The sequence below is a fragment of the Burkholderia sp. BCC1985 genome (assembly GCF_905339915.1).
Lineage (GTDB): Bacteria > Pseudomonadota > Gammaproteobacteria > Burkholderiales > Burkholderiaceae > Burkholderia.
This window is the reverse complement of record NZ_CAJPGY010000010.1, coordinates 36,051-62,240: the sequence shown is the minus strand read 5'-3', so window position 1 is coordinate 62,240 and position 26,190 is coordinate 36,051. Positions and strand designations below refer to the sequence as shown.

The following is a 26,190-nucleotide window of genomic DNA, read 5'->3' as shown; positions in this document are numbered from 1 at the left end:
ACGGCGACCGGCGTAGCCGGCGCGCGTTCAGCGTGCGGCGAGCGCGTCCAGTGCGTCGCCGGTGACGCGTACGATGCGCCACTCCGGCAGCACGGTCGCGCCCATCTTCTCGTAGAAGTCGATCGCCGGCTGGTTCCAGTCGAGCACCGACCATTCGAAGCGAGCGCAGCGGCGCTCGACGGCGAGTGCCGCGAGGTGCTGCAGCATCGCGGTGCCGAGGCCCGTGCCGCGCTGCGACGGCTGCACGTACAGATCCTCGAGATACAGCCCGCGCCGGCCGAGGAACGTCGAATAGTTGTGGAAGAACAGCGCATACGCGACGATCGCGCCGTCGCGCTCGGCCACCAGCGCTTCGGCGGCGGGGCGTTCGCCGAACAGCGCGTCGGCCAGGTCGGCGTCGCTCGCGACGAACAGGTGCGTGAGCTTTTCGAACTCGGCCAGCTCGCGCATCAGCGCGAGGATCGCGCCGACGTCGCGCGTTGCGGCCGCGCGGATCAGCGGTGCGCCGCTCACGCTTCCTCCGGCGGATCGGACAGCACGATCTCGATGCCGCCGAAGCGCGACGCGACCCAGTTGTACGCGTGGCAGGCGATCCACAGCAGCACGAAACCGAGGATCGCGTTCAGCAGCAGCGCGCTCAGGATCGTGCTCAGTTCGACCATCCCGTAACGGATGTACGCGACCAGGATGCCGAGCAGCACGATCGGCACGCTGAACGTCAGGTAGACGAGGATCAGCGCCTTCGCGGTCTGCCCCGCGGCGATCGACGAGATTTGTTTCTTCATGTGCGGATTGCCCCCGTAGAAATATACCGATTGGAATTCAGATCAGGCCGTCGAGCGGCAGGATGTCGACCGGGGCGCCCGCGTCGACTGTCGCGGAATCGTGGCCCAGGACGATGAAACAGTTGGCGGCCGCAAGGCCGCTCAGCGATGCGGAACTCTGCGAACCGGCCGGCGCGACGTCCCACTGGCCGTCGGCGGCGCGCGTCGCGATCGCACGCAGGTATTCGGTACGGCCCGGACGCTTTTTCAGCGCCTGCGTGCTGCGTGCCGTGTACATCGCCGGCGGCGGCGTGTGCGCGCCGGCCAGCGTCAGCAGCGCGGGGCGCACGATCGCGTAGAACGTCACGGCGGAGGCGACCGGATTGCCGGGCAACCCGAAGAACAGCACATGGCCGTCGCCCGTGCGCGCGAGCGTGCCGCACGCGAGCGGCCGGCCGGGCCGCAGCGCGAGGCTCGCGAAGGTCACGTCGCCGAGCCGCGCCATCACGTCGCGCGTGAAATCGGCTTCGCCGACCGATACGCCGCCGGACGTGATCACCGCGTCGGCCTGTGCGGCGACCGCATCGTGCAATGCGCGTTCGAGCGCGGCGGGATCGTCGCGGACGATCCCGAGATCGAGTGCGTCGATGTGCAGCCTTTCGAGCATCGCGACCAGCATCCCGCGATTGCTGTCGTACAGCGTGCCGCGGCCGAGCGGCTCGCCGGGTTCGCGCAGTTCGTCGCCGGTCGAGAACACGGCGACGCGCACGCGGCGGCGCACCGTGACTTCGCGCAATCCGAACGATGCGAGCAGGCCGAGATCGGACGGGCGCAGGATGCGGCCGGCGGCAAGCGCGCAGGCGCCGCGCGCGAGATCCTCGCCGGCCCGGCGGCAGTTTGCGCCGCGCGCGACCTCGTGTGCGGCGAAGCGGATGACGTCGCCGTCGACGCGCACGCGCTCCTGCGGAATGACCGTGTCGCATCCGGCCGGCATCGCCGCGCCGGTCATGATGCGGATGCACGTGCCGGGCACCACGGCCCCATCGAACGGATGGCCGGCGAGTGCCGTGCCGGCGACCGTCAGCGCGATGTCGGCGGCCGCTGGGAGCGCGAGTGCGCTGCCGTCGAATGCGTAGCCGTCCATCGCCGAGTTGTCGTACGCGGGAATGTCGAACGGCGCATTCACGTCGGCCGCGAGCACGCGGTCGAGGGCGTCATGCAGCGGCACCGTTTCGCACGCGTCGACCGGCACCGCGAACCGGCACGCGAGCGCCTGCGCATCGGCGAGCGACAGCGGGGCCGCGGAATCGGGTGCGGTTCGGGAGGCGGGCGAGGATTGCGTGATCATCAGTCGGACTGCGCCGCAAGGCGTATCGGGTTCGTGGCCGGTGGCGCGCGGAGGGCGCCGAAGCGCGAAGGCGCATGCGGCGGGCGGGAACGGATGCCGGTGCCGTCAGCGGCGTGCAAGCGCGGCGAGTTCCTGCCAGGAATTGGCATTGTAAAACGCACGCTCGTCGCGAAACTCGACTTCGACCGTCTTGTGGCGTGCGTACCACGCACGCACCTTGCGCTCGCCGGCCGCGAGCCTGGCCGCGAGATCGTCGGCGAGCGACGCGCGCAGCAGCGCGAAGGTCGGCTGCGGCGAACGCGCGTGGTGCGCGTCGACGGTCACCGCCATCGCGATGTCGGCCTGCCGCGCGTCGAGCGCCGCGTGCAGCCGCGCGACGAGGTCGGCCGGCAAATAGGGCGTATCGCACGGCGAGCACACGACGAGCGGTGCGCGCGCCGCGCGCATGCCGGCGAGCAGGCCCGCGAGCGGGCCGGGGAAATCGGGGGTTTCGTCCGGCACGATGCGCGCATCGAACGGCGCACCGAGTTCGGCGTAGCGCGCGGCGTTGCGATTCGCGCTGATCAGCGTCTCGTCGACCTGCGGCGCGAGCCGGCGCAGCACGTGCAGCGCGAGCGGCGTACCGTCGAGCAGCTGCAGGCCCTTGTCTGCGCCGTCCATGCGCGTCGCGCGCCCGCCCGCGAGCAGCAGGCCGGTGATGGAAGGCGAGGCGGAAGCGGACATCGCGGGAAAGCGGGGCGGGCGGCGCGCGTCAGCCGCCGATGTACGACATTTCGACGCGCTTGCCGGCGCCGTCGGGCGCGGCGTCGGCGGCCGCGCTGCCGCGCAGCTGCGAGTAGCGGTCGGTGCGGGCCTGCCAGATCCGGGCGATCGCGGTCGCGATCTCGGCGTCGCTCGCGCCGCCGCGCACCAGTGCGCGCAGGTCATGGCCGGTCGACGCGAACAGGCACAGGTACAGCTTGCCTTCGGTCGACAGCCGCGCGCGCGTGCAGTCGCCGCAGAATGCCTGCGTCACGCTCGAGATCACGCCGATTTCGCCGCTGCCGTCCGCGTAGCCCCATCGCTGCGCGGTTTCCGCCGCCGTGTGCGGCTCGAGCGGCACGAGCGGGAACTGCTCGGCGATCCGTGCGACGACGTCCGCGGACGGCAACACTTCGGTCATGTTCCAGCCGTTCGACGTGCCGACGTCCATGTATTCGATGAAGCGCAGGATCACGCCGGTGCCGCGGAAGCGCTCGGCCATCGGCAGGATCTCGCCGTCGTTGGTGCCGCGCTTCACGACCATGTTGACCTTGACCGGCGCGAGGCCCGCGGCCTGCGCGGCGAAGATGCCGTCGAGCACGTCGGCGCTCGCGAAGTCGGCATCGTTCATGCGCTTGAACAGTGTGTCGTCGAGCGCGTCGAGGCTGACCGTCACGCGTGTGAGGCCGGCATCCTTCAGCGCGCGCGCCTTGCGCGCGAGCAGTGAGCCGTTGGTGGTCAGCGTCAGGTCGAGCGGGCGGCCGTCGTGGGTCGTCAGGCGCGCGAGGCGCTCGATCAGGAACTCGAGGTTCTTGCGCAGCAGCGGCTCGCCGCCGGTGATCCGGATCTTTTCGACGCCGTGTGCGACGAACAGCCGTGCCACGCGCTCGATCTCTTCGTGCGTGAGCAGGGCGCTGTGCGGCAGGAACGGGTAGTCCTTGTCGAACACGTCCCGCGGCATGCAGTACACGCAACGGAAGTTGCAGCGATCCGTCACCGAGATGCGCAGGTCGCGCAGCGGCCTGGCGAACGTGTCGGCCAGGGCGCCGTCAGGGGTATGCGCGACGCCGGAGATATCCGGCATCCCGCTGACGTCGGCGAGGGGAATGATGCGTCGGGACATGTTGAAAGAAGTGCGAGCCAGTCTTCTATTTTAGCCGCAAGCGGCCGGCCGGGCCGGTGGGCGGAAACCCGCAGCGCGGACATGAAAAAGCCCGCCGGAGGCGGGCTTTTCCTGGTCGGGCGATGCGCCGCTTAATGGTGCGACGTCTCGACCTGCTGCATCGGGGTCGTATCGACCGGCGGCAGCGCCTTGCGCTCGCGCGGCACGCGGGCCGGACGCGGCAGGCGCGACGCGGCTTCCTGGGCAGCGCGGAACTTGTCGGCATCCGTGTTCACCCACACGAGGCCGGCTTGTTCCAGCACGACGTCGAGGCTCGCCGAAGCGGGCGCAGCGGCCGGTTGAACCGGCGCCGGCGCGGGCGCGGCAACGGCTTCGACCGGGGCCGGTTCGACGGCTGCCGGCGCGACCGGTGCCGGAGCGACTTCAACCGCGGCGACCGGTGCCGGTGCGGCTTGCTCGACGGGCGCGGACTGCGGCGCTTCGACGGCAGCCGGCACTTCGAACGCATCGGTCGGCGACACCGCGACCGGTGCCGGGCCGGCTTCCGGAGCAGCGGCCGGCGCGACCGGTACCGATTCGGCGACCGGTGCGACCGGGGCGGGCTCGATCGGCGCGACCGGCGTCGCTTCGACGCGAACCGGTGCCGGTTGCGGCTCGACCACGGCCGGCTCGACCGCTTCGGCACGCTGTTCGACTGCGGCCTCGGCTACCACGGCGCCCGCTGCGGCGACCGCTGCCACGGCGACCGGTGCGGCCGTATGGGCCGGCTCGACCGCGCTCGGGGCTTCCGTCGTCACAGCTTGCACGGCTTCGCCGTCCGCGCCTTGCTCGGCGTGGTCGACGACTGCGCCTTCGTCCTCGCGCTCGCGACGACCGCCGCGGCGACCGCGGCGGCGGCGACGACGTTCCTCGCCGTCACGTGCGCCGGCTTCCGCGTCGGCTGCGACATCGGCGCCCGGCAGGGCGACGGCCGCGGCCTGGTCGGCTTCCGCTTCCGGATGGTTCTCGCCACGGGTGACGGTCTCGAGCGTAGCCGCGTGTTGCGTCGGCTTGCGGCGCTCACCGCGCTCGCGACGTTCGCCGCGTTCCTGGCGCTCGCCGCGGCCCGCTGCCTCGACGGCTTCCGGCTGCTCGGTGCGCTCGCGCGGTTCGCGGTTCTCGCGCGGTTCGCGCGGCTCACGGCTTTCACGCGGCTCGCGCGGTTCGCGGCCTTCGCGCGGGCCACGGCCCTCGCGACCTTCGCGGCCCTCACGACCTTCACGACCTTCACGGCTTTCGCGCGGCTCGCGGCCTTCACGCGGTTCGCGACCCTCGCGCGGTTCACGCGGCTCGCGCGCTTCCTTGCCTTCGCGCTCCTGGCGTTGCGACTGGCCACGGCCTGCCACTGCCTGGTCGCGACCACCCTGAGCCTGCTGGGCGCCGCCACGACGATTGCGGTTGCGATCGCCGCCGCGCTGCTCGGTCTTCTCGGTCCGCTCGCGGGCCGGACGGGCAGCCTGTTCCTTGGCCGGTGCCGGTGCGACCGGCGCGGGCGCCGGAGCCGGCGACATGCCGAACAGACCCTTCAGCCAGCCGATGAAGCCACCGCTCGCCGCGGCGACCGGTGCGGGTGCCGCAACCGGCTCGACCGGGCGCTGCGGTGCCGGGCTCGGGGCCGGGCGCTCGGGCGTGATGCCCTTGACCGCGGCTTCCTGCTTCGGCTTCACTTCGGCTGCGCGCTTGCTGTAGCCGGTTTCCGACTCCAGTTCGCGGGCGGCTTCCTCGGCCATCTTCCAGGACGCGCGCGGATCGTCGAGGCGTGCGTCGTCATGGCGCAGGCGTTCGAGCTTGTAGTGCGGCGTATCGAGGTGCTTGTTCGGGATCAGCACGATGCCGACCTTGAAGCGCGACTCGATCTTGTTGATTTCCTGGCGCTTTTCGTTCAGCAGGAAGGCGGTCACCTCGACCGGCACCTGGCAATGGATCGCCGCGGTGTTTTCCTTCATCGCTTCTTCCTGAATGATCCGCAGGACTTGCAGCGCGGACGATTCGGTATCGCGGATGTGGCCCGTGCCGTTACAGCGCGGGCACGTCACGTGGCTGCCTTCCGACAGGGCCGGACGCAGGCGCTGGCGCGACAGTTCCATCAGGCCGAAGCGGGAGATCTTGCCCATCTGCACGCGCGCACGGTCGTGCTTGAGCGCGTCCTTCAGGCGTTGCTCGACTTCGCGCTGGCTCTTCGCCGACTCCATGTCGATGAAGTCGATGACGATCAGGCCGCCGAGGTCGCGCAGGCGCAGCTGGCGGGCCACTTCGTCGGCCGCCTCGAGGTTCGTGCGGGTCGCCGTTTCCTCGATGTCCGCGCCCTTGGTCGCACGCGCCGAGTTCACGTCGATCGCGACGAGCGCCTCGGTGTGGTCGATCACGATCGCGCCGCCCGACGGCAGCGGCACCGTGCGCGAGTACGCGGTCTCGATCTGGTGCTCGATCTGGAAGCGGGAGAAGAGCGGCACGTCGTCGTGGTAGCGCTTCACCTTCGACACGTTGTCCGGCATCACGATGTCCATGAACGCACGGGCCTGATCGTAGATCTCGGTCGTGTCGATCAGGATTTCGCCGATATCGGGCTGGAAATAGTCCCGGATCGCGCGGATCACGAGGCTCGATTCCAGATAGATCAGCATCGGCTGGCCGGCATTGCCGCTTTGCGACGCCGCTTCGATCGCGCGCCACAGCTGCAGCAGGTAGTTCAGGTCCCACTGCAGTTCCTCGGCGCTGCGGCCGATGCCCGCGGTGCGGGCAATCATGCTCATGCCGTCCGGAATCTGCAGCTGCGCCATGGTTTCGCGCAGTTCCTGACGCTCGTCGCCTTCGATCCGGCGCGACACGCCGCCGCCGCGCGGATTGTTCGGCATCAGCACGAGGTAGCGGCCGGCGAGCGAGATGAAGGTCGTGAGGGCGGCGCCCTTGTTGCCGCGCTCTTCCTTCTCGACCTGGACGATCAGCTCCTGACCTTCGCGCAGGGCATCCTGGATGCGCGCGGAGCGCATGTCGATGCCTTCCTTGAAGTACTGGCGGGCGACTTCCTTGAACGGCAGGAAGCCGTGGCGGTCTTCGCCGTAGTTGACGAAGCACGCTTCGAGCGACGGCTCGATGCGCGTGATGACACCTTTGTAGATATTGCCTTTGCGCTGTTCGCGCCCGGCTGTCTCGATGTCGATGTCGATGAGCTTCTGCCCATCGACGATGGCGACGCGCAGCTCCTCCTGCTGCGTCGCATTGAACAGCATGCGTTTCATGAACGACTCCAGGCGGCTCTGCTGCCGGCGCCTCGCGGTTGTCAGTCGCGAGGGCGGGAACGACGGCAGGCCGCGCCTTGTTGTGTTGTCACAAGCACGCTGGAGCGGGAAGGATGGCGGGGAGAATTGCCTGAAGAGGCGCTTGGGCCCGAAAGACGGGGCCGGCGGCCATAGGGCACCTGCGAACACGGCTTCAAAGCACGGCGTCCACACACCGCACGCTGCGAAAGCGCGCTAAGCCTGAGACCGGGGCACTGCCACGGGGCGCGCGCAATGCGTCGCGCGCGCCGACGGGCGGCAGATGCTGCGGCTTGGGCCGCAGCGGGGAGTATCGAATCCAGCCCGACTTTCCCGCCTGGGGTGTACTTCCCTGGTTTGACGTCGCCAAGCCCCGCACGCTTCGCGGGGCCAAATCGGGCGCAACGCCGTAATTTTCGCAACCGGCAGCCTGCGGACGCACCTCGCGCCGTCGGGCTGCCGATCAAATTCTTTTCAACCAACTTTCCGTTACCGCGGCGCCTGGTCGACCGAATCCGCCTGTGGGCGCGATCCTTGCCGACGGCCGGCGCCGTGCGTGCAACTTGCTGCATCTCTTTGATTAGGGGCGAGCAGCAGACCCCCGGCGCAAGTAAAATAACGGTTTGCGCTTGCGCCTTGCCCGATTCCGTCGGGACCGGCCTGTCAGGCCACCCTCAACGTCAGGCTGGGCAAAATTATATTCAGTATGAATGAGTTAGGCAAAATATCCCAGAATTCAGTCGCAAGCGGCCAGGTATCGATGATCCAGATCGACGAAAACTCGGCCGGTCAGCGGATCGACAACTTCCTGTTGCGCGTCTGTAAAGGCGTGCCCAAAAGCCATATTTACCGGATCCTGCGCAGCGGCGAAGTCCGCGTGAACAAGGGTCGGGTCGACGCCCAGTACCGTCTCGCGTTCGGCGACCTCGTCCGCGTGCCGCCCGTGCGGGTGGCGGCGGCCGACCTCGCGCGTGCCGACACGCCGATCGTGCCGCCCGCGCAGTTCGAGGTGCTGTATGAAGACGACGCGCTGCTCGTCATCAACAAGCCGGCCGGCGTCGCCGTGCACGGCGGCAGCGGCGTCGCGTTCGGCGTGATCGAGCAGATGCGCCAGGCCCGCCCGCGCGCGAAATTCCTCGAACTCGTGCACCGGCTCGACCGCGAGACCTCCGGGATCCTGATGCTCGCGAAGAAGCGCACGGCGCTCGTCGGCCTGCACGAGCAGATCCGCGAGAACCGGATGGACAAGCGCTACTTCGCGTGCGGACACGGCGAATGGCAGCCCGACTGGGGCCGCCGTCGCGTGGTGAAGGTCCCGCTGTTCAAGTATTCGACCCCGGAAGGGGAGCGGCGCGTGCGCGTACAGGACGATGGCCTGCCGTCGCACACGGTGTTCAACCTGATCGAGCGCTGGCCGGACTACGCGCTGGTTGAAGCGGAACTCAAAACGGGTCGGACCCATCAGATCCGGGTGCACCTCGCGCATCTCGGCCTGCCGATCGTCGGCGACGCCAAGTATGGCGATTTCGCACTGAACAAGGCGCTGGCGCGCGCGAACGCGCAACCGTCGCTCAAGCGGATGTTCCTGCATGCGCACCGGCTCAAGCTCGCGCATCCGCTGACCGGCGAGGCGCTGCAGTTCGATGCGCCGCTGCCGGACGAATGCCGGCGCTTCCTCGATCAACTCAGCGCTCTGCGCGATACCGCCTGACTCGCATGGCCCGACAGCAATTTGATCTGATCGTCTTCGACTGGGACGGCACGCTGATGGATTCGACTGCGCACATCGCGCACAGCATCCAGGCCGCCTGCCGCGATCTCGGCCTGCCCACGCCGTCGGACGAGGCGTCCCGCTACGTCATCGGCCTCGGCCTGCGCGATGCACTGCAGATTACTGCTCCGACCCTCGATCCGTCCGACTATCCACGGCTGGCCGAACGCTACCGCTATCACTACCTGCTGGACGATCAGCGCATCGAGCTGTTCGCCGGCGTGCGCGAACTGCTCGCGGAATTGCGCGATACCGGCTACCTGCTCGCGGTCGCGACCGGCAAGGGCAGGGTCGGGCTGAACCGCGTGCTCGACCAGTCGAAGCTCACGAGCCTGTTCGATGCGACGCGCTGCGCCGACGAAACGTTCTCGAAGCCGCATCCGGCAATGCTGCACGAATTGACCCGTGAATTGGGGCAGGATCTCGCGCGTACCGTGATGATCGGCGACACCACGCACGACCTGCAGATGGCCGCGAGTGCGGGGGCGGCCGGCATCGGCGTCGCGTACGGCGCGCACACGGCCGATGCGCTGGCCGCGCTGACACCGCGCTTCGTCGCGCCGGACGTCGGCGCGCTGGCCGCGTGGCTGCGGGAGCACGCATGAGCGCGGCGCCGGATGCCGTGCGCGTGTGCGCATCGGACGCGCTGGCCGACGGCGGCGCCGGCGTGCGCATCGATGCGACGCTGCGCGGCGAGCAGGCGGTCGTGTTCTTCGTGCGCTACGAAGGCCGTGCATACGGCTACCTGAACCGCTGTGCGCACGTGCCGATGGAGCTCGACTGGGCCGAAGGGCAGTTCTTCGAGTCGTCGGGCCTGTACCTGATGTGCGCGACGCACGGCGCGATCTACGCGCCGGATACCGGCAAGTGCGTCGGCGGCCCGTGCCGCGGCGGCCGCCTGCGGCCGGTCGAGGTCGACGAGCGCGACACGCCGGACGGGCGTGCGGTATTCTGGGTACCGGATGCCGACCTGGGTCCCGCCGCTCCGCCCCCTCCCGCCACGACCGACTGACGACACCACTGCATGGCCGACCAACCGAACCTTCCTGATTCCTCGTCCCGTCCCGACAGCCGCGAACCGAACTGGGAGCGCGCGGCGCTCGAGCGGATCGCGCTCGCGGCCGTCAAGGAACAGCGCGCCGCGCGGCGCTGGAAGATCTTCTTCCGCTTCGCGTTCCTCGGCGTGTTCGTGCTGCTCGCGTTCGCGCTGATCGATTTCTCGAGCGACTCGAAATTCTCGGCGAGCGGGCGCCACACGGCGCTCGTGACGATCGACGGCGAGATCGCGGCGGGCACCAACGCGAACGCCGACGACATCAACACGGCGCTGGATACCGCTTTCGACGACAGCGGCACGGCCGGCGTCGTGCTGCGGATCAACAGCCCGGGCGGCAGCCCGGTGCAGGCCGGGATGGTCTACGACGAGATCCGCCGGCTGCGCAAGAAGTATCCGGACAAGCCGTTGTACGTCGTCGTGACCGACATGTGCGCATCGGGCGGTTATTACATTGCGTCCGCCGCCGACAAGATCTTCGTCGACAAGGCGAGCATCGTCGGCTCGATCGGCGTGCTGATGGACGGGTTCGGCTTCACGGGCCTGATGGGCAAGCTCGGCGTCGATCGCCGCCTGCATACGTCGGGCGAAAACAAGGGCTTCTACGACCCGTTCTCGCCCGAGACGCCGAAGATGGATGCCCACGCGCAGGCGCTGCTCGACCAGGTTCATGCGCAGTTCATCAAGGCCGTGAAGGACGGCCGCGGCAAGCGGCTGCACGAAACGCCCGACATGTTCTCGGGCTTGTTCTGGACCGGCGAAAAGAGCGTCGAGCTCGGGCTCGCCGACGGCTACGGCACGACCGACACGGTCGCGCGCGACGTGCTGAAGGCGCCGGATCTCGTCGACTATACGGTGAAGGAAAGCCTGACGAACCGCGTCGCGCGCAAGTTCGGCGCGGCGGTCGGCGGTGCCGCGATGAAGGCGCTCACCGCGGGCGGCACGTCGTTCAGCCTGCGCTGAGCGGCGGCCGGCCGGCGCCGCGGCGAACGGGGCAGGGCGCCCCGGGTCGCGCGACCGCCGGCTTCAGTTCGCGAGCAGCAGGAAGATGGCGGGGCGCTTCTGCAGATTCGGCGGAGGCGTCTTTTTCCAGTCCGCCACGGAGCGGCTGGCGATCGTCTCGGTCTCGAGGGTCAGGTCGGCCGCGACGCAGATCTGCGTCGACGGCGCGCAGGTCGCGATCAGCGTATCCAGCATCGCCTGGTTCCGGTACGGCGTCTCGATGAAGATCTGCGTCTGGCGCGCCTTGCGTGACAGTTGCTCAAGTTCACGCAAGCGCTTCGCACGCGCGGCCGCGTCGACCGGCAGGTAGCCGTTGAACGCGAAACTCTGGCCGTTCAGGCCCGACGCCATCAACGCGAGCAGGATCGAACTCGGCCCGACGAGCGGCACGACCTTCACGCCGCGCTCGTGCGCGCGGCGCACCAGCAGCGCGCCCGGATCGGCGACGGCCGGGCAGCCGGCCTCCGACACCAGGCCGGCGTCCGCGCCGGCCAGTATGGGCGCGAGCAACCGGTCGATGGCGCCGGCGGGCGTATTGACGTTCAGCTCGCTGATCTCGATTTCCTGGATCGGCCGCGTCGTGCCGATCTTCTTCAGGAACGCGCGGGTCGTTTTCGCGTTTTCGCCGATGTAATAGCCGAGTGTGCCGGCGCGCGCCTGCACGGCGGCGGGCAGCACGGCGGCGAGCATCGATGCGTCGCCCTCGCCGAGCGTGTTCGGGACGAGATAGAGCGTGCCGGCGGTCATGCGCGGTCTCCTTGGGGTGCGGCGAACAGCGGATAACCGACGGCGCGCAGCATCCGCGTGAGCGCGATCAGCGGCAGGCCGACGAGCGCCGTCGGGTCGTCGGAGTCGATGGCATCCAGCAGCGCGATGCCGAGCCCTTCGGACTTCGCGCTGCCGGCGACGTCGTACGGCGTTTCCGCGCGCAGGTACGCATCGAGTTCGGCCTCGGGCAGCGAGCGAAAGCGCACGTGCGTGACGACGTCCTCGCTCTGCGTTTCGCCGGTGCGGCTGTCGTACAGGCTGAGCGCGCTGTGGAATTCGACGTCGCGGCCCTGCATCGACAGCAGCTGCGCGAGCGCGCGCTCGTGCGTGCCGGGCTTGCCGATCTGGTGGCCGTCGAACGTCGCGACCTGGTCCGACCCGATCACGAGCACGCCGTCCGGCGCGTCGATCGTCGCGGCGACCGCGCGCGCCTTCGCACCGGCGAGGCGCAGCGCGGTCGCGGCCGGCGCTTCGCCCGCGAGCGGGGTTTCGTCGAGGTCGGGCGACACGACGTCGAACGGCAGGCCGAGGCGCTCGAGGAGCGCGCGGCGGTAGCGGGAACTGGAGGCGAGAATCAGCCGCGGCGGGCGGCAAACGGTATCCGGCATGGTCGGTTGGGTCGGTGAGTCGTCGGGTGTGGCGCGGTGTTGCAAGGGCGCAAGGATAAGTGATTGACCGCAAAAGGTAAAACAGGTATGCTTTCCCGCTTTTCGTCGGCAGGCTTTCCGCAGTGGTGGCGCCTGCCGGGTCTTCGGAAGTAAAGTACGTAATCGTGCGAGGCGTACGTGGCGTGGATCGCGTACGTGCGCGGCGTCAAATGAGTGGCGCCAGCAAGCCGGATCCCGCAAGTCAGCCTGTAGGCAGGAGCGCAACATGAACACTTCTTCTGGCAAGCCTGCGGCAGCGCTTGATCCGCACGCGGTCGACCTGTTCGAATTCGCCCGCAGCGGGCGGCAGGCAGCGGGTGCCGTGCGCCTGTCGCAACTGCCGCGCATGCTGAACGAAGTGCCGGCGGACGCGCCCGATCGCGACACGGTCTTCACGTGGCAGGCCGAAGGGTTCACCCAGAAGGAGTTGCAGGACGACGGCGCCGATGGGCAGCAGCCGTATCTGCGCCTCGCGGTGCACGGCCGCGCGTGGCTCACGTGTCAGCGCTGCATGACCCCGTACGACCAGACGTTCGACGTCGACATGACGTACCGGGTCGTTGCGACCGAAGAAGAAGCTGAAGAATTTCCGCTCGACGACGATGAAGCCGATGTGATCGTGGGCTCACGCCAGTTCGATCTCGTCGACTTGATCGAAGAGGAATTGCTGCTTTCGTTGCCGCTCGTGCCCAAGCACGAGGTTTGCCCGGCAGTTCACGAAAGCCTCGTGTCGGGTGCGAGCGGTCCTTCGGAAGACGCGGACGACGAGTCCGCCGAAGACGAGGACGAAGGCAAACGGCCGAATCCGTTCGCAGCGCTGGAAGCGCTGAAGAAGGACGGGGACGGCAGCAAGAAACACTAAGCAGTTGTGGCGCGGGAAGGCGTAAGGGCTTTGGGCCAGGGTAGTTAAGCGCCGGATCGGGCTGTGTTAGAATCCGGAAAATTATTTAGGAGTTAGTCATGGCAGTCCAGCAAAACAAGAAGTCGCCGTCGAAGCGCGGCATGCATCGTTCGCACGATTTCCTGACGGCAGCGCCGCTGGCAGTCGAGCCGAGCACGGGTGAAGTGCACCTGCGTCACCACGTCAGCCCGAACGGCTACTATCGCGGCAAGAAAGTCGTCAAGACGAAGAACGACTAAGCGTCAAGTCACGCGTTGCGCGCTACGATCGCCGTTCGCGTGACAACTGGTTCGCTTGACACTTTCCTGGCTCAACAAAAAGGCGGCATTCAACTGCCGCTTTTTTGTGCCTGAAATTCGTCGCATTCCATGACCGTAAAGCTCACAATCGATTGCATGGGAGGCGACCACGGCCCGTCCGTGACCGTTCCCGCGGCAGTCAAGTTCGTCCGCGCGCATCCCGATGCGCACCTGATGCTCGTCGGCATCGAAAGCGCGATCCGCGCTCAGCTGAAAAAGCTGAAAGCCCTCGACGATCCCGCGCTGACCATCGTGCCCGCCACCGAAGTCGTGGCGATGGACGACCCTGTCGAAGTGGCGCTGCGCAAGAAGAAGGATTCTTCGATGCGTGTCGCGCTCAACCACGTCAAGGAAGGCGCGGCCCAGGCCTGTATTTCCGCCGGCAACACCGGCGCGCTGATGGCCGTTTCCCGTTATGTGCTCAAGACGCTGCCCGGCATCGAGCGGCCCGCGATCGCGTTCGCGCTGCCGAACCCGACCGGCTACACGATGATGCTGGACCTCGGCGCGAACGTCGACTGCGAGCCGCAGCACCTGCTGCAGTTCGCGGAGATGGGGCACGCGCTCGTCGCCGCGCTCGAAGGCAAGGAGCGTCCGACGATCGGCCTGCTGAACATCGGCGAAGAGGTCATCAAGGGCAACGAGACCATCAAGCGCGCCGGCGAACTGCTGCGCGCCAGCACGCTGAATTTCCGTGGCAACGTCGAAGGCAACGACATCTACAAAGGCACGGTCGACGTGATCGTCTGCGACGGCTTCGTCGGCAACGTCGCGCTGAAGACGTCCGAAGGGCTCGCGCAGATGCTGTCCGACATCATCCGCGAGGAGTTCGGCCGGTCGCTGATGTCGAAGCTGATGGCGCTGCTCGCGCTGCCGGTGCTGATGCGTTTCAAGAAGCGCGTCGATCACCGCCAGTACAACGGCGCGGCGCTGCTGGGGCTGAAGAGCCTCGTGATCAAAAGCCACGGTTCGGCCGACGCCTACGCGTTTGAGTGGGCGATCAAACGGGGTTATGATGCCGTCAAAAACGGCGTGCTGGAGCGCCTCACGCGTGCGATGGCGGACAATTCGGTGTCGCTCGGCGACGGCGAACACGACGCGGGCGGCGCAGGCCCGACGAGCCCGGCCGCAGGCCACCACGCCGAACCTTCCGCTGCGCAATCCTCTAAAGCATAAATGGCCCAATCGACTCTCTATTCCCGCGTGCTCGGCACGGGCAGCTACTTGCCGCCCGACCGGGTCACGAACCAGCAGCTCGCCGACCGTCTCGCGAAGGAAGGCATCGAGACGAGCGATGAGTGGATCGTTGCGCGCACGGGCATCCATGCGCGCCATTTCGCCGCACCGGACGTCACGACGAGCGATCTCGCGCTCGAAGCGGCGCGCCGTGCGATCGAGGCGGCCGATATCGATCCGCAGTCGATCGACCTGATCATCGTCGCGACTTCGACCCCCGATTTCGTGTTCCCCAGCACGGCCTGCCTGCTGCAGAACAAGCTCGGCATCAAGAACGGCGGCGCGGCATTCGACGTTCAGGCCGTGTGCTCGGGCTTCGCCTATGCGATGGCGACGGCCGACAGCTTCATCCGTAGCGGCCAGCACCGCACGGCGCTCATCGTCGGCGCGGAGACGTTCTCGCGCATTCTCGATTTCAAGGACCGCACGACCTGCGTGCTGTTCGGCGACGGCGCGGGCGCGGTGATCCTGTCCGCATCGGAAGAGCCGGGCGTGCTCGGCAGCGCGCTGCACGCGGACGGCAGCTATTCGAACATCCTGTGCACGCCGGGCAACGTCAATCGCGGTGTGATCGACGGCAGCGCGTTCCTGTACATGGATGGGCAGGCCGTGTTCAAGCTCGCGGTCAACGTACTCGAAAAGGTCGCGATCGAGGCGCTCGCCAAGGCGAATCTCGCGCCCGAGCAGGTCGACTGGCTGATTCCGCACCAGGCCAACATCCGCATCATGACCAGCACCTGCCGCAAGCTCGGCCTGCCGCAGGAGCGCATGGTCGTGACGGTCGACCAGCACGGCAACACGTCGGCGGCGTCGATCCCGCTGGCGCTCGACGCCGCGGTGCGCGACGGCCGCATCCAGCGCGGTCAGCACGTGCTGATCGAAGGCGTCGGCGGCGGCTTCACGTGGGGCGCGTCCGTCTTCCGCTACTGATCCGCGGCGCGCAACTGCTGCGCGCGGATCCCGAACCGGCGCGCCGTTCGTGCGCGCCGTCCGAATCGATTCAATTGGGGACGATATGAAATTCGCATTCGTTTTTCCGGGGCAGGGCTCGCAGTCGGTCGGCATGCTCAACGCATTCGCCGATCTCGCCGTCGTGCGCGAGACGCTCCAGGAAGCATCCGATGCACTCAATCAGGATCTCGGCAAGCTGATCGCCGAAGGTCCGGCCGAAGAGCTGAATCTGACCACCAACACGCAGCCCGTGATGCTGACGGCCGCCTACGCGTGCTATCGCGCATGGCAGCAGGCCGGCGGTCCGGCACCGTCGATCGTCGCGGGCCACAGCCTCGGCGAATACACGGCGCTCGTCGCCGCGGGCGCGATCGCGTTCAAGGACGCGGTGCCGCTCGTGCGCTTCCGCGCGCAGGCGATGCAGACGGCCGTGCCGGTCGGCCAGGGCGGCATGGCGGCGATCCTGGGTCTCGATGACGACACGGTGCGCGCCGTGTGCGCCGAAGCCGCGGAAGCGGGCATCGTCGAAGCGGTGAACTTCAACGCGCCGGCGCAGGTCGTGATCGCGGGCGCGAAGGCGGCCGTGGAGAAGGCCTGCGAGATCGCGAAGGCGAAGGGCGCGAAACGCGCGCTGCCGCTGCCGGTATCGGCGCCGTTCCATTCGTCGCTGCTCAAGCCGGCATCGGACCAGTTGCGCGACTATCTGGCGAACGTCGACGTGAAGGCGCCGCAGATTCCGGTCGTCAACAACATCGACGTCGCGGTGGTCAGCGATCCGGCCGCGATCAAGGACGCGCTGGTGCGCCAGGCCGCGGGCCCGGTGCGCTGGGTCGAATGCGTGCAGCACATCGCGGGCACGGGCGTCACGCACGTGATCGAGTGCGGTCCGGGCAAGGTGCTGGCAGGCCTGACGAAGCGCATCGACGGCAACCTGGTCGGCGCATCGGTGTTCGATCCGGCTTCGCTCGACGAAGCACTGAAGCTGGCGACCGCCTGACGCGGCGCCTTTCCTCAAGAGACGGATATTCGATTCATGGAAAAGACTCTCGATAAACAGGTCGCGATCGTGACCGGCGCATCGCGCGGCATCGGCCGGGCGATCGCGCTCGAACTCGCGCGCCTGGGCGCGACGGTGATCGGCACGGCGACGAGCGAATCGGGCGCCGCCGCGATTACCGCCGGGTTCGCGGAAGCGGGCGTGACGGGCCGCGGCGCGGTGCTGAACGTCAACGACGCGGCGGCGGCCGAAGCGCTGATCGACGCGACCGTGAAGGAATTCGGCGCGCTCCACGTGCTCGTCAACAACGCGGGGATCACGCAGGACCAGCTCGCGATGCGGATGAAGGACGAGGACTGGGACGCGGTGATCGACACCAACCTGAAGTCGGTGTTCCGCCTGTCGCGCGCGGTGCTGCGCCCGATGATGAAGGCCCGCGGCGGCCGCATCATCAACATCACGTCGGTGGTCGGCTCGGCCGGCAACCCGGGCCAGGTCAACTACGCGGCCGCGAAGGCCGGCGTCGCGGGCATGACGCGTGCGCTGGCACGTGAAATCGGCAGCCGTGGCATCACGGTGAACTGCGTCGCGCCGGGCTTCATCGACACCGACATGACGAAGACGCTGCCGGAAGAACAGCAGGCCGCGCTCAAGACCCAGATTCCGCTCGGCCGCCTCGGCAGCCCGGCAGACATCGCCCATGCCGTCGCGTTCCTCGCATCGCCGCAGGCCGGTTATATCACCGGCACGACGCTGCACGTGAACGGCGGCATGTACATGTCGTAACGGTTTTCGTTTACCATCCGCGCCGTATCCCGTTTTTCAGGCGGATCGGTGCTTGATCGACCATCAAGCCAACGCGCGTTTTGCCGTCAGCAAACCTGATAAAATGCGCGCACTTGTAAATCTGAACTTTCCCTCGGAGGGGTAATGGATAACATCGAACAACGTGTCAAGAAGATCGTCGCTGAGCAACTGGGCGTCGCGGAAGCCGAGATCAAGAACGAAGCATCGTTCGTGAACGATCTGGGCGCGGATTCGCTCGACACGGTCGAACTGGTGATGGCTCTGGAAGACGAGTTCGGCATGGAAATCCCGGACGAAGAAGCAGAGAAGATCACGACCGTTCAGCAAGCGATCGACTACGCTCGCGCAAACGTCAAGGCGTAAGCGCCTTTCGCGCTTGTCCGCCACGTCGCCGCGATCTTCGCGATTGACGCGCCATCCTGCCGGCTTCGTGCCGGACGGACTAACAGCCACAGGGCTCGCAGGGCTGGTTCCTGTGGCCACTGTGGCTTTTGTTTTTGTCATCCAATAATGGAAAAGAGGTTACCGTGAGCCGCCGTCGTGTTGTTGTTACAGGCCTGGGGCTGATTTCGCCTGTTGGCAATAATGTTGCCGACGGCTGGGCCAATCTCGTCGCCGGCAAGTCCGGTATCGCCACCGTCACGAAGTTCGATGCGTCGAACCTCGCCTGCCATTTCGCGGGCGAAGTGAAGGGTTTCAGCGCCGAGGAGTACATCCCGGCGAAGGAAGCCCGCAACATGGATACGTTCATCCATTACGGCATCGCAGCCGGCGTCCAGGCGATCCGGGACAGCGGCCTCGAAGTGAACGAAGCCAATGCGGAACGCATCGGCGTGCTGGTCGGCTCCGGTATCGGCGGCCTGCCGATGATCGAAGACACGCACCAGACCTACGTCGATCGCGGCCCGCGCCGGATTTCGCCGTTCTTCGTGCCGGGTTCGATCATCAACATGATCTCGGGTCACCTGAGCATCATGTTCGGCCTGAAGGGCCCGAACCTCGCGGCCGTGACGGCCTGCACGACCGGTCTGCACAGCATCGGCCTCGCGGCGCGCCTGATCCAGGCCGGCGACGCCGACGTGATGGTCGCGGGCGGCGCCGAATCGACGGTGTCGCCGCTGGGCATCGGCGGTTTCGCGGCCGCGCGCGCGCTGTCGACCCGCAACGACGATCCGGCCACCGCGTCCCGTCCGTGGGACAAGGACCGCGACGGCTTCGTGCTGGGCGAGGGTGCAGGCGTGATGGTGCTCGAGGAATACGAGGCGGCGAAGGCACGCGGCGCGAAGATCTATGCGGAAGTCTCGGGCTTCGGCATGACGGGCGATGCGTACCACATGACCGCGCCGAACATGGACGGTCCGCGCCGCTGCATGGTCGCGGCACTGCGCGACGCCGGCGTGAACGCGGACGAGGTCCAGTACCTGAACGCGCACGGCACGTCGACGCAGCTCGGCGACAAGAACGAGTCCGATGCGGTGAAGGCGGCATTCGGCGAGCACGCGTACAAGCTCGTGGTGAACTCGACGAAGTCGATGACGGGTCACCTGCTGGGTGGCGCGGGCGGCCTCGAGTCGGTGTTCACGGTGCTGGCGCTGCACAACAACGTGTCGCCGCCGACCATCAACATCTTCAACCAGGACCCCGAGTGCGATCTCGACTACTGCGCGAACACCGCGCGTGACATGAAGATCGACGTGGCCGTGAAGAACAACTTTGGCTTCGGCGGTACCAACGGCACGCTGGTGTTCAAGCGCGTCTGACGCTGAAATCGCTTGACGAGTCCATTCGATGCTCCGGCCGGGCGTCCGCAATGCTTTGCATTGCGGGCCTCGGCCGTGTCGTATGTGGTGCTGGCCGCGTTCGTCGCGGCGGCGGCCGCCTCCGCGTACCTGTTCTGGGCGCCGCGGGCCGGTGCCGCCGCCGGCGCGTGCGTGTCGGCGACGACGGCCGCGCTGCTTGCCGTGTGCGCTGCGCGGGCCTGTGCCCGCCGGCTGCCGGCCGAGTTGCGGATCGATGCATTCGGGGAGATTGCGGCGTTTGGCCGCACCGGGCGCTTGCTGGCCCGGGGCCGCGTGACGGGCCATGCGCACTGGAGCAGCCTGCTGCTCGTGCTGTCGGTCGGGCAGGGCGCCCGGCGCGCGCGGCCGTTGCTGATTCCGGCCGATGCGCTCGACGCCGCGTCGTTCAGCGCGCTGTCCGTGCTGGCGCGTACCGCGGGCACGGCGGGGCGGGCATGACGGCGGCGCGGTTACCAGCCGTAACCAGCGGCCGGCGCCGGAACGCTACAATAACGCTCCGCGTTGCATCCCTAGTTAACGGATTTGTCAGGTGAGTGAAAAAGAAATCGATCAGGCTCTGGTCGAGCGCGTACAGAAAGGCGACAAGGCAGCGTTCGAACTCCTGGTCTCCAAATACCACCGCAAGATCATTCGGCTGATCTCGCGCCTCGTGCGGGATCCCGCCGAGGTCGAGGATGTGGCCCAGGACGCGTTCATCAAGGCGTATCGTGCGCTGCCGCAATTTCGCGGCGAGTCGGCGTTCTACACGTGGTTGTACCGGATTGCCGTCAATACGGCGAAGAACTACCTTGCGACGCAGGGCCGGCGGGCACCGACCTCCACCGAGGCCGATGCCGAGGAAGCGGAAACTTTCTCCGACGCAGACCAACTAAGGGATATCAACACGCCTGAGTCGATGTTGATGAGCAAGCAGATTGCCGAGACGGTCAACGCTGCAATGGCCGTCCTGCCCGAAGAGCTGCGCCAGGCGATTACGCTGCGCGAGATCGAGGGCTTGAGCTACGAAGAGATCGCGGAAATGATGGATTGTCCGATCGGGACGGTCCGGTCGCGGATCTTCCGGGCGCGCGAGGCAATCGCTGCGAAATTGCGTCCGCTGCTCGATACGCCCGAAGGCAAGCGCTGGTAAGCGCGACGGGCGCAACGACGCGGGTCGGGGTCTATTACGGATAGAGTCGTGAAATCACGACGGGGTGTGTGCAAGATGGGGAGCATCATGGGGTCGGTCAATACGCAGTCGCAAGCGTGCTCGCGCGGCGAGCGCCTTTCCGCTCTGGTCGACGGTGAACTGTTCGACGGCCCGGATCACGGGCAGTTTCTGGCTGAGCTCGACCGCGCGGATCGCGCTGCGTGGGCCCATTACCACCTGATCGGCGATGCGCTGCGCTCGGACGAGCTCGCGCTGTCGCCCGCGCTGAGCGTCGCGTTCACCGCGCGCATGTCCGCCGCGCTCGAAAGCGAGCCGCACCTGCTCGCGCCGGCCGCCGCGCCGGTCGCGCGCAAGCTGCTGGCGCTGCGCCGGCGTGTCGTGCCCGCGTTCGCAGTGGCCGCCGCGGCAGCCACGCTGACGTGGATCGTCGTCCCGCAGATGCAGACGGCCGGTGTGCCGGGCGCCGTCCAGGTCGCATCGGCAGGCGCGCCGCAAGGCGGCAACCTGCAGCGCGTGACGGTTGCACAGGCATCCGCGCAGCCGGGCCTGCAGGACGTCAACATCATCCGCGACGCAAGTCTCGACCAATACCTTGAAGCGCATCAGCAATTCGCGCAGCAGCCCGTCGTCACGGGCTCGATGCCGCTGATCCGCGCTGCCGTGACCACCACGCCAGGCCAATAAACCCGATGCGGACATTGCAGTTGAATCACGCCATCTCCGGATGGAAGCGGCTGCCGGCTCTCCTGCTTTGCGCAGCCGCCCTGTTGTCCGTTCAATCCCTGCCTGCCAGCGCCCAGCAACCGGACGATCCCGTCGCGACCCGCAAGGGTGCGGCGGACTGGCTCGACCGCATCCAGCAGGCGGCGCAGCAGCAGAGCTACGAGGGTACGTTCGTCTACCAGCGCGGCGGGTATGTCCAGTCGTCGCGCATCGCGCATGTGGCGTCCCGCGACGGCGAGTTCGAGCGGATCGAGTCGCTCGACGGCAAGCCGCGCAAGGTGCTGCGGCATAACGACGAGCTGTACACGTTCGTGCCCGAGCGCAAGCTGTGCGTGGTCGAGCGCCGCCAGACGCGCGATTCGTTCCCCGCGCTGCTCGGTGCCGGCGGTGACCACGTGATGTCCGTCTACGACGCGAAGCTGCTCGGCAAGGACCGTGTGGCCGGAATCGACGCGCAGGTGGTCGAGCTCGTGCCGAAGGACGCGTACCGCTTCACCTACAAGCTGTGGGCCGACACCCGCACCGGGCTGCTGCTGCGTTCACAGACGCTCGATGCGAGCGATCACGTGCTCGAGCAGGTCGCGTTTTCGCAGCTGCAGACGGGCGGCGCGACCGGTGACAAATCCGCGATCGCGGCCGGCATGCGCAACCTGAGCGGCTGGACGGTGGTCCGCCCGCCGGTCGCGGCGGTCGACATGGAGGCGCAGGGCTGGCAGATCGCACCGACCATCGCCGGCTTCCGGAAGATTCGCGAGGTGCGCCGGCCGATGGCCGCGCGCGACGCCGGCGATCCGCCGATTCCGGTCGACCAGGCCGTCTTCACGGACGGCCTCGCGACGATCTCCGTCTTCATCGAGCCGGCCGAAAAGAATACGCGCAAGGAAGGCGCGGGCAGCACCGGCGCGACCCACGTGCTCGTGAAGCGTCGCGGCGACTACTGGATCACCGTGCTCGGCGAAGTGCCGCCGGCTACGTTGCAGCAGTTCGCGTCTGCCATAGAATACAAGGCTTCCAAGTAACGCTACGGCTTCCGACATGACGAAACTCACGCTGCGCAAAGTGTTCGCGGCGGCGGTGCTGTGTGCCTGCCTGCCGCTCGCCCCGCATACCGCGGCCGCGGTCACGCCTCCCGCTGCCAGCCTTCCCGATTTCGCCGATCTGGTCGAAAAGGTCGGGCCGGCTGTCGTGAACATCCGGACCACCGCGAACGTGCCGACGCCCGGCCCGCGCGGCGTGCTCCCGCCAGGCTTCGATAATGGCGACATGTCGGAATTCTTCCGTCGCTTCTTCGGCATTCCGCTGCCGCAGGCGCCCGGCAACGGTGGTGGCGGCGGCAATGGCAATCCGAAGAACGCGCCGGCGCCGGACAATCCGCCCGACACCGAGCAGAACCGCGGTGTCGGTTCGGGCTTCATCGTGTCGGCTGACGGCTACGTGATGACCAACGCGCACGTCGTCGACGACGCGGACACCATCTACGTGACGCTGACCGACAAGCGCGAATTCAAGGCGAAGCTGATCGGCGTCGACGACCGCACGGACGTCGCGGTCGTCAAGATCCAGGCGTCGAACCTGCCGGTCGTCGCGATCGGCGATTCGAACAAGGTGCGCGTCGGCGAGTGGGTCGTCGCGATCGGTTCGCCGTTCGGCCTCGACAACACCGTGACGGCCGGCATCGTGAGTTCGAAGAGCCGCAACACGGGCGATTACCTGCCGTTCATCCAGACCGACGTCGCGGTGAATCCCGGCAACTCGGGCGGCCCGCTGATCAACATGCAGGGCGAGGTGATCGGCATCAACTCGCAGATCTACAGCCGCACCGGCGGTTTCATGGGCATTTCGTTCGCGATCCCGATCGACGAGGCGATGCGCGTGGCCGACCAGCTGAAGGCGACCGGCAAGGTCACGCGCGGCCGCATCGCGGTGGCGATCGGCGAGGTGACGAAGGACGTGGCCGACTCGATCGGGCTGCCGAAGGCGGAAGGCGCGCTCGTCAGCAGCGTCGAACCGGGCGGTCCGGCCGACAAGGCCGGCATCCAGCCGGGCGACATCATCCTGAAGTTCAACGGCCGGCCGGTCGATGCGGCGTCGGATCTGCCGCGCATGGTCGGCGACACGAAGCCGGGCACCAAGGCGACCGTCAGCGTGTGGCGCAAGGGTCAGGCGCGCGATCTGCCGATCACGATCGCCGAGACGCCGGCCGAGACGACGGCGAAGGCCGAGCAGCGCAAGAGCGCGCCGCAGAAGCCGCGCCAGGCAAATTCGCTCGGCTTGACGGTCAGCGACCTTTCCGCGGATCAGCTGAAGTCGCTGAAGCTGAAGAACGGCGTGCAGATCGACGGCGTCGACGGCCCGGCGGCCCGAGCGGGGCTGCAGCGCGGCGACATCGTGCTGCGCGTCGGCGATACCGACATCACGAACGCGAAGCAGTTCGCCGACGTGACCGCGCAGCTCGATCCGCAGAAGGCGGTCGCGGTGCTGGTGCGGCGCGGCGACAACACGCAGTTCGTGCCGGTGCGCCCGCGCGCGGTTCAGAAGTAACGCGTCGATGTTTACGCTCTACGGCCGCGGCTGGTGCCATCTGTGCGACGACCTGCGCGATGCGCTGGCGCCGGTGGCGGCCGAATTCGGCATCGCGGTCGACTACGTCGACATCGATGCGGATCCGGCACTCGTTGCGCGTTACGACGAGGACGTGCCGGTGCTGTTGCTGGACGGCACGGAAGTGTGCCGCCACCGGTTCGACGAGGCGAGGGTGCGCGGCGCGCTCGCGGCCCGGCGCTGAACACGGCTCCGCTGCCGGCCGGCCGCGCGTTGCGCGGGGTTCCGGCGGCGGACCCGCCGGCCAGGGCCTCCGGCGGGGCGTCCCTGGCGGGGCGTCCCTGACCGGGCGTCCCAAATTACCGCCCGGCAAAGGCCTTTTCGGCTAAAATAAGCCGTTTTTTCACCGACTTACAAGGCGTGCTCCGCAGTCGTCGAGCGCGCCTTTTTCGCTTGATCGGCACTGAATGGATCATATTCGCAATTTCTCGATCATCGCGCACATCGACCATGGCAAGTCGACGCTCGCGGATCGCATCATCCAGGTATGCGGCGGCCTCGCCGACCGTGAAATGGAAGCGCAGGTGCTCGACTCGATGGATATCGAGCGCGAGCGCGGCATCACGATCAAGGCGCAGACGGCTGCACTGTCCTATCGCGCCCGCGACGGCAAGGTCTACAACCTCAACCTGATCGATACGCCGGGGCACGTCGACTTCTCGTACGAAGTCAGCCGTTCGCTGTCCGCGTGCGAAGGGGCGCTGCTCGTGGTCGACGCGAGCCAGGGCGTCGAGGCGCAGACGGTCGCGAACTGCTACACGGCGATCGAGCTCGGCGTCGAGGTCGTGCCGGTACTGAACAAGATCGACCTGCCGGCCGCGAACCCCGAGAATGCGATCGAGGAGATCGAGGACGTGATCGGCATCGACGCGACCGACGCGACGCGCTGCAGCGCGAAGACGGGTCTCGGCGTCGAGGACGTGCTCGAAGCGCTGATCGCGAAGGTGCCGCCGCCGAAGGGCGATCCGGCCGCGCCGCTGCAGGCGCTGATCATCGACTCGTGGTTCGACAACTACGTCGGCGTCGTGATGCTCGTGCGGATCGTCAACGGCACGCTGCGTCCGAAGGACAAGATCAAGATGATGGCGACCGGCGCGCAGTATCCGGTCGAGCACGTCGGCGTGTTCACGCCGAAGTCGCGCAATCTCGACTCGCTGTCGGCGGGGCAGGTGGGTTTCATCATCGCCGGCATCAAGGAACTGACGGCCGCGAAGGTCGGCGACACCGTCACGCACGCGACCAAGCCGGCCGCCGAGCCGCTGCCGGGCTTCAAGGAAGTGAAGCCGCAGGTGTTCGCGGGGCTGTACCCGGTCGAGGCGAACCAGTACGATGCGCTGCGCGAATCGCTCGAGAAGCTGAAGCTCAACGATGCATCGCTGCAGTACGAGCCGGAAGTGTCGCAGGCACTCGGCTTCGGTTTCCGCTGCGGCTTCCTCGGGCTGCTGCACATGGAAATCGTGCAGGAGCGACTCGAGCGCGAGTTCGACATGGACCTCATCACGACCGCACCGACGGTCGTCTACGAGGTCGTGCAGAGCGACGGCTCGACGATCATGGTCGAGAACCCGGCGAAGATGCCGGAGCCCGGCCGCATTGCCGAAGTGCGCGAGCCGATCGTCACCGTGAACCTGTACATGCCGCAGGACTACGTCGGTTCCGTGATCACGCTGTGCGAGCAGAAGCGCGGCTCGCAGATCAACATGCAGTATCACGGCCGCCAGGTGCAGCTCACGTACGAAATCCCGATGGCCGAGATCGTGCTCGACTTCTTCGATCGCCTGAAGTCGGTGTCGCGCGGCTACGCGTCGATGGACTACGAGTTCAAGGAATACCGTTCGTCGGACGTCGTGAAGGTCGACATGCTGATCAACGGCGACAAGGTCGACGCGCTGTCGATCATCGTGCACCGGTCGCAGTCGCAATACCGCGGTCGCGAGGTCGCCGCGAAGATGCGCGAGATCATTCCGCGCCAGATGTACGACGTGGCGATCCAGGCCGCGATCGGCGCGCACATCGTCGCACGCGAGAACATCAAGGCACTGCGCAAGAACGTGCTCGCGAAGTGCTACGGCGGCGACATCACGCGAAAGAAGAAACTGCTCGAGAAGCAGAAAGAAGGTAAGAAACGCATGAAGCAGGTGGGTTCGGTCGAGATCCCGCAGGAGGCGTTCCTCGCGATCTTGCGCGTCGAAGACAAATAACAGGACTGATC

Annotated in this window: 27 protein-coding genes; 19 read left to right on the top strand and 8 right to left on the bottom strand. The window is 67.4% G+C overall.

The genetic code is table 11. The features are described from left to right. Window positions 1–27: 27 nt before the first annotated feature. From U4Z31_RS12440 to U4Z31_RS12415, 6 genes are all read right to left on the bottom strand, one after another. Window positions 28–513, bottom strand: coding sequence for a GNAT family N-acetyltransferase (locus U4Z31_RS12440; protein WP_321810497.1), 486 nt, complete (start codon window positions 511–513; stop codon window positions 28–30). After that, a complete protein-coding gene (locus U4Z31_RS12435; protein WP_006476519.1) occupies window positions 510–785 on the bottom strand; it encodes a hypothetical protein in 276 nt (91 codons plus the stop codon). Before U4Z31_RS12435 ends, U4Z31_RS12440 begins: the two co-directional genes overlap by 4 nt. A gap of 37 nt (window positions 786–822) precedes the next feature. Beyond that, the gene (gene glp, locus U4Z31_RS12430) at window positions 823–2,112 is read right to left on the bottom strand and encodes a gephyrin-like molybdotransferase Glp (RefSeq protein WP_321810496.1); all 1,290 of its coding nucleotides are present in this window, start codon (window positions 2,110–2,112) and stop codon (window positions 823–825) included. Between the two features lie 105 nt (window positions 2,113–2,217). Continuing rightward, window positions 2,218–2,835, bottom strand: a complete 618-nt coding sequence (gene mobA / locus U4Z31_RS12425) for a molybdenum cofactor guanylyltransferase MobA (protein WP_044844786.1) — start codon at window positions 2,833–2,835, stop codon at window positions 2,218–2,220. A 28-nt stretch (window positions 2,836–2,863) separates the two neighbouring features. Beyond that, complete coding sequence (gene moaA / locus U4Z31_RS12420; protein ID WP_044844785.1) at window positions 2,864–3,976, bottom strand: GTP 3',8-cyclase MoaA; 1,113 nt, start codon at window positions 3,974–3,976, stop codon at window positions 2,864–2,866. Between the two features lie 131 nt (window positions 3,977–4,107). Further along, window positions 4,108–7,254 carry an Rne/Rng family ribonuclease gene (locus U4Z31_RS12415; RefSeq protein WP_321810495.1) on the bottom strand — a complete coding sequence of 1,049 codons (3,147 nt, stop codon included), beginning with the start codon at window positions 7,252–7,254 and terminating at the stop codon, window positions 4,108–4,110. A 724-nt stretch (window positions 7,255–7,978) separates the two neighbouring features. Here U4Z31_RS12415 and U4Z31_RS12410 point away from each other — a divergent pair. From U4Z31_RS12410 to U4Z31_RS12395, 4 genes are read left to right on the top strand one after another with little or no spacing between them, the layout of a single operon-like run. Further along, on the top strand, window positions 7,979–8,983 hold the full coding sequence (locus U4Z31_RS12410) for an RluA family pseudouridine synthase (protein WP_321810494.1): 1,005 nt from the start codon (window positions 7,979–7,981) through the stop codon (window positions 8,981–8,983). Between the two features lie 5 nt (window positions 8,984–8,988). Continuing rightward, window positions 8,989–9,648 (top strand): HAD-IA family hydrolase, encoded by a 660-nt coding sequence (locus U4Z31_RS12405; protein WP_044844782.1) that lies wholly within the window; start codon window positions 8,989–8,991, stop codon window positions 9,646–9,648. Beyond that, complete coding sequence (locus U4Z31_RS12400) at window positions 9,645–10,055, top strand: Rieske (2Fe-2S) protein (RefSeq protein WP_321810493.1); 411 nt, start codon at window positions 9,645–9,647, stop codon at window positions 10,053–10,055. The genes U4Z31_RS12405 and U4Z31_RS12400 overlap by 4 nt, the downstream gene beginning before the upstream one ends. A 12-nt stretch (window positions 10,056–10,067) precedes the next feature. Beyond that, window positions 10,068–11,060 carry a S49 family peptidase gene (locus tag U4Z31_RS12395; protein WP_044844780.1) on the top strand — a complete coding sequence of 331 codons (993 nt, stop codon included), beginning with the start codon at window positions 10,068–10,070 and terminating at the stop codon, window positions 11,058–11,060. A 63-nt stretch (window positions 11,061–11,123) separates the two neighbouring features. Here U4Z31_RS12395 and U4Z31_RS12390 read toward each other — a convergent pair whose 3' ends face one another. Next, window positions 11,124–11,846: an SAM-dependent methyltransferase gene (locus tag U4Z31_RS12390; RefSeq protein WP_044844779.1), complete on the bottom strand. Its 723-nt coding sequence runs from the start codon at window positions 11,844–11,846 to the stop codon at window positions 11,124–11,126. Beyond that, window positions 11,843–12,475 carry a Maf-like protein gene (locus U4Z31_RS12385; protein WP_124487459.1) on the bottom strand — a complete coding sequence of 211 codons (633 nt, stop codon included), beginning with the start codon at window positions 12,473–12,475 and terminating at the stop codon, window positions 11,843–11,845. The genes U4Z31_RS12390 and U4Z31_RS12385 overlap by 4 nt, the downstream gene beginning before the upstream one ends. 265 nt (window positions 12,476–12,740) lie before the next feature. On the opposite strand from U4Z31_RS12385, the gene U4Z31_RS12380 reads away from it, so the two are divergent. The 15 genes from U4Z31_RS12380 (at window position 12,741) to lepA (ending at window position 26,179) form a co-directional block, all read left to right on the top strand. Next, window positions 12,741–13,376, top strand: a complete 636-nt coding sequence (locus U4Z31_RS12380) for a DUF177 domain-containing protein (RefSeq protein ID WP_321810492.1) — start codon at window positions 12,741–12,743, stop codon at window positions 13,374–13,376. Between the two features lie 98 nt (window positions 13,377–13,474). Next, window positions 13,475–13,654: a 50S ribosomal protein L32 gene (rpmF, locus tag U4Z31_RS12375; protein WP_006051932.1), complete on the top strand. Its 180-nt coding sequence runs from the start codon at window positions 13,475–13,477 to the stop codon at window positions 13,652–13,654. Between the two features lie 129 nt (window positions 13,655–13,783). Next, window positions 13,784–14,890: a phosphate acyltransferase PlsX gene (plsX, locus tag U4Z31_RS12370; RefSeq protein ID WP_044844776.1), complete on the top strand. Its 1,107-nt coding sequence runs from the start codon at window positions 13,784–13,786 to the stop codon at window positions 14,888–14,890. Continuing rightward, window positions 14,891–15,880 (top strand): beta-ketoacyl-ACP synthase III, encoded by a 990-nt coding sequence (locus U4Z31_RS12365; protein WP_044844775.1) that lies wholly within the window; start codon window positions 14,891–14,893, stop codon window positions 15,878–15,880. Window positions 15,881–15,965: 85 nt separating this feature from the next. Further along, the gene (gene fabD / locus U4Z31_RS12360) at window positions 15,966–16,898 is read left to right on the top strand and encodes an ACP S-malonyltransferase (RefSeq protein WP_321810491.1); all 933 of its coding nucleotides are present in this window, start codon (window positions 15,966–15,968) and stop codon (window positions 16,896–16,898) included. A gap of 36 nt (window positions 16,899–16,934) precedes the next feature. Further along, window positions 16,935–17,684, top strand: a complete 750-nt coding sequence (gene fabG, locus U4Z31_RS12355; protein ID WP_044844773.1) for a 3-oxoacyl-ACP reductase FabG — start codon at window positions 16,935–16,937, stop codon at window positions 17,682–17,684. A gap of 144 nt (window positions 17,685–17,828) precedes the next feature. Continuing rightward, window positions 17,829–18,068, top strand: a complete 240-nt coding sequence (gene acpP / locus U4Z31_RS12350) for an acyl carrier protein (protein WP_004197638.1) — start codon at window positions 17,829–17,831, stop codon at window positions 18,066–18,068. 164 nt (window positions 18,069–18,232) lie between these two features. Then, on the top strand, window positions 18,233–19,465 hold the full coding sequence (fabF, locus tag U4Z31_RS12345) for a beta-ketoacyl-ACP synthase II (RefSeq protein WP_044844772.1): 1,233 nt from the start codon (window positions 18,233–18,235) through the stop codon (window positions 19,463–19,465). Window positions 19,466–19,477: 12 nt separating this feature from the next. Beyond that, the gene (locus U4Z31_RS12340) at window positions 19,478–19,942 is read left to right on the top strand and encodes a hypothetical protein (RefSeq protein ID WP_321810490.1); all 465 of its coding nucleotides are present in this window, start codon (window positions 19,478–19,480) and stop codon (window positions 19,940–19,942) included. A 91-nt stretch (window positions 19,943–20,033) separates the two neighbouring features. After that, complete coding sequence (rpoE, locus tag U4Z31_RS12335) at window positions 20,034–20,633, top strand: RNA polymerase sigma factor RpoE (protein ID WP_006752490.1); 600 nt, start codon at window positions 20,034–20,036, stop codon at window positions 20,631–20,633. Window positions 20,634–20,720: 87 nt separating this feature from the next. After that, a complete protein-coding gene (locus tag U4Z31_RS12330) occupies window positions 20,721–21,338 on the top strand; it encodes a sigma-E factor negative regulatory protein (RefSeq protein WP_321810542.1) in 618 nt (205 codons plus the stop codon). 5 nt (window positions 21,339–21,343) lie between these two features. Further along, on the top strand, window positions 21,344–22,396 hold the full coding sequence (locus U4Z31_RS12325) for a MucB/RseB C-terminal domain-containing protein (protein WP_321810489.1): 1,053 nt from the start codon (window positions 21,344–21,346) through the stop codon (window positions 22,394–22,396). Window positions 22,397–22,412: 16 nt separating this feature from the next. After that, window positions 22,413–23,918 carry a DegQ family serine endoprotease gene (locus tag U4Z31_RS12320; RefSeq protein WP_321810488.1) on the top strand — a complete coding sequence of 502 codons (1,506 nt, stop codon included), beginning with the start codon at window positions 22,413–22,415 and terminating at the stop codon, window positions 23,916–23,918. A 7-nt stretch (window positions 23,919–23,925) separates the two neighbouring features. Next, a complete protein-coding gene (locus tag U4Z31_RS12315) occupies window positions 23,926–24,162 on the top strand; it encodes a glutaredoxin family protein (protein WP_044844767.1) in 237 nt (78 codons plus the stop codon). A 223-nt stretch (window positions 24,163–24,385) separates the two neighbouring features. Further along, window positions 24,386–26,179 (top strand): translation elongation factor 4, encoded by a 1,794-nt coding sequence (lepA, locus tag U4Z31_RS12310; RefSeq protein ID WP_321798419.1) that lies wholly within the window; start codon window positions 24,386–24,388, stop codon window positions 26,177–26,179. Window positions 26,180–26,190: the final 11 nt, after the last annotated feature.

Bases quoted from the DNA above. Each gene is read 5' to 3' on its own strand.
- U4Z31_RS12435 (WP_006476519.1), bottom strand. From the start codon at position 785: ATGAAGAAACAAATCTCGTCGATCGCCGCGGGGCAGACCGCGAAGGCG.
- glp (WP_321810496.1), bottom strand. From the start codon at position 2,112: ATGATCACGCAATCCTCGCCCGCCTCCCGAACCGCACCCGATTCCGCG.
- mobA (WP_044844786.1), bottom strand. From the start codon at position 2,835: ATGTCCGCTTCCGCCTCGCCTTCCATCACCGGCCTGCTGCTCGCGGGC.
- moaA (WP_044844785.1), bottom strand. From the start codon at position 3,976: ATGTCCCGACGCATCATTCCCCTCGCCGACGTCAGCGGGATGCCGGAT.
- U4Z31_RS12415 (WP_321810495.1), bottom strand. From the start codon at position 7,254: ATGAAACGCATGCTGTTCAATGCGACGCAGCAGGAGGAGCTGCGCGTC.
- U4Z31_RS12410 (WP_321810494.1), top strand. From the start codon at position 7,979: ATGAATGAGTTAGGCAAAATATCCCAGAATTCAGTCGCAAGCGGCCAG.
- U4Z31_RS12405 (WP_044844782.1), top strand. From the start codon at position 8,989: ATGGCCCGACAGCAATTTGATCTGATCGTCTTCGACTGGGACGGCACG.
- U4Z31_RS12400 (WP_321810493.1), top strand. From the start codon at position 9,645: ATGAGCGCGGCGCCGGATGCCGTGCGCGTGTGCGCATCGGACGCGCTG.
- U4Z31_RS12395 (WP_044844780.1), top strand. From the start codon at position 10,068: ATGGCCGACCAACCGAACCTTCCTGATTCCTCGTCCCGTCCCGACAGC.
- U4Z31_RS12390 (WP_044844779.1), bottom strand. From the start codon at position 11,846: ATGACCGCCGGCACGCTCTATCTCGTCCCGAACACGCTCGGCGAGGGC.
- U4Z31_RS12385 (WP_124487459.1), bottom strand. From the start codon at position 12,475: ATGCCGGATACCGTTTGCCGCCCGCCGCGGCTGATTCTCGCCTCCAGT.
- U4Z31_RS12380 (WP_321810492.1), top strand. From the start codon at position 12,741: ATGAACACTTCTTCTGGCAAGCCTGCGGCAGCGCTTGATCCGCACGCG.
- rpmF (WP_006051932.1), top strand. From the start codon at position 13,475: ATGGCAGTCCAGCAAAACAAGAAGTCGCCGTCGAAGCGCGGCATGCAT.
- plsX (WP_044844776.1), top strand. From the start codon at position 13,784: ATGACCGTAAAGCTCACAATCGATTGCATGGGAGGCGACCACGGCCCG.
- U4Z31_RS12365 (WP_044844775.1), top strand. From the start codon at position 14,891: ATGGCCCAATCGACTCTCTATTCCCGCGTGCTCGGCACGGGCAGCTAC.
- fabD (WP_321810491.1), top strand. From the start codon at position 15,966: ATGAAATTCGCATTCGTTTTTCCGGGGCAGGGCTCGCAGTCGGTCGGC.
- fabG (WP_044844773.1), top strand. From the start codon at position 16,935: ATGGAAAAGACTCTCGATAAACAGGTCGCGATCGTGACCGGCGCATCG.
- acpP (WP_004197638.1), top strand. From the start codon at position 17,829: ATGGATAACATCGAACAACGTGTCAAGAAGATCGTCGCTGAGCAACTG.
- U4Z31_RS12330 (WP_321810542.1), top strand. From the start codon at position 20,721: ATGGGGTCGGTCAATACGCAGTCGCAAGCGTGCTCGCGCGGCGAGCGC.
- U4Z31_RS12325 (WP_321810489.1), top strand. From the start codon at position 21,344: ATGCGGACATTGCAGTTGAATCACGCCATCTCCGGATGGAAGCGGCTG.
- U4Z31_RS12320 (WP_321810488.1), top strand. From the start codon at position 22,413: ATGACGAAACTCACGCTGCGCAAAGTGTTCGCGGCGGCGGTGCTGTGT.
- U4Z31_RS12315 (WP_044844767.1), top strand. From the start codon at position 23,926: ATGTTTACGCTCTACGGCCGCGGCTGGTGCCATCTGTGCGACGACCTG.
- lepA (WP_321798419.1), top strand. From the start codon at position 24,386: ATGGATCATATTCGCAATTTCTCGATCATCGCGCACATCGACCATGGC.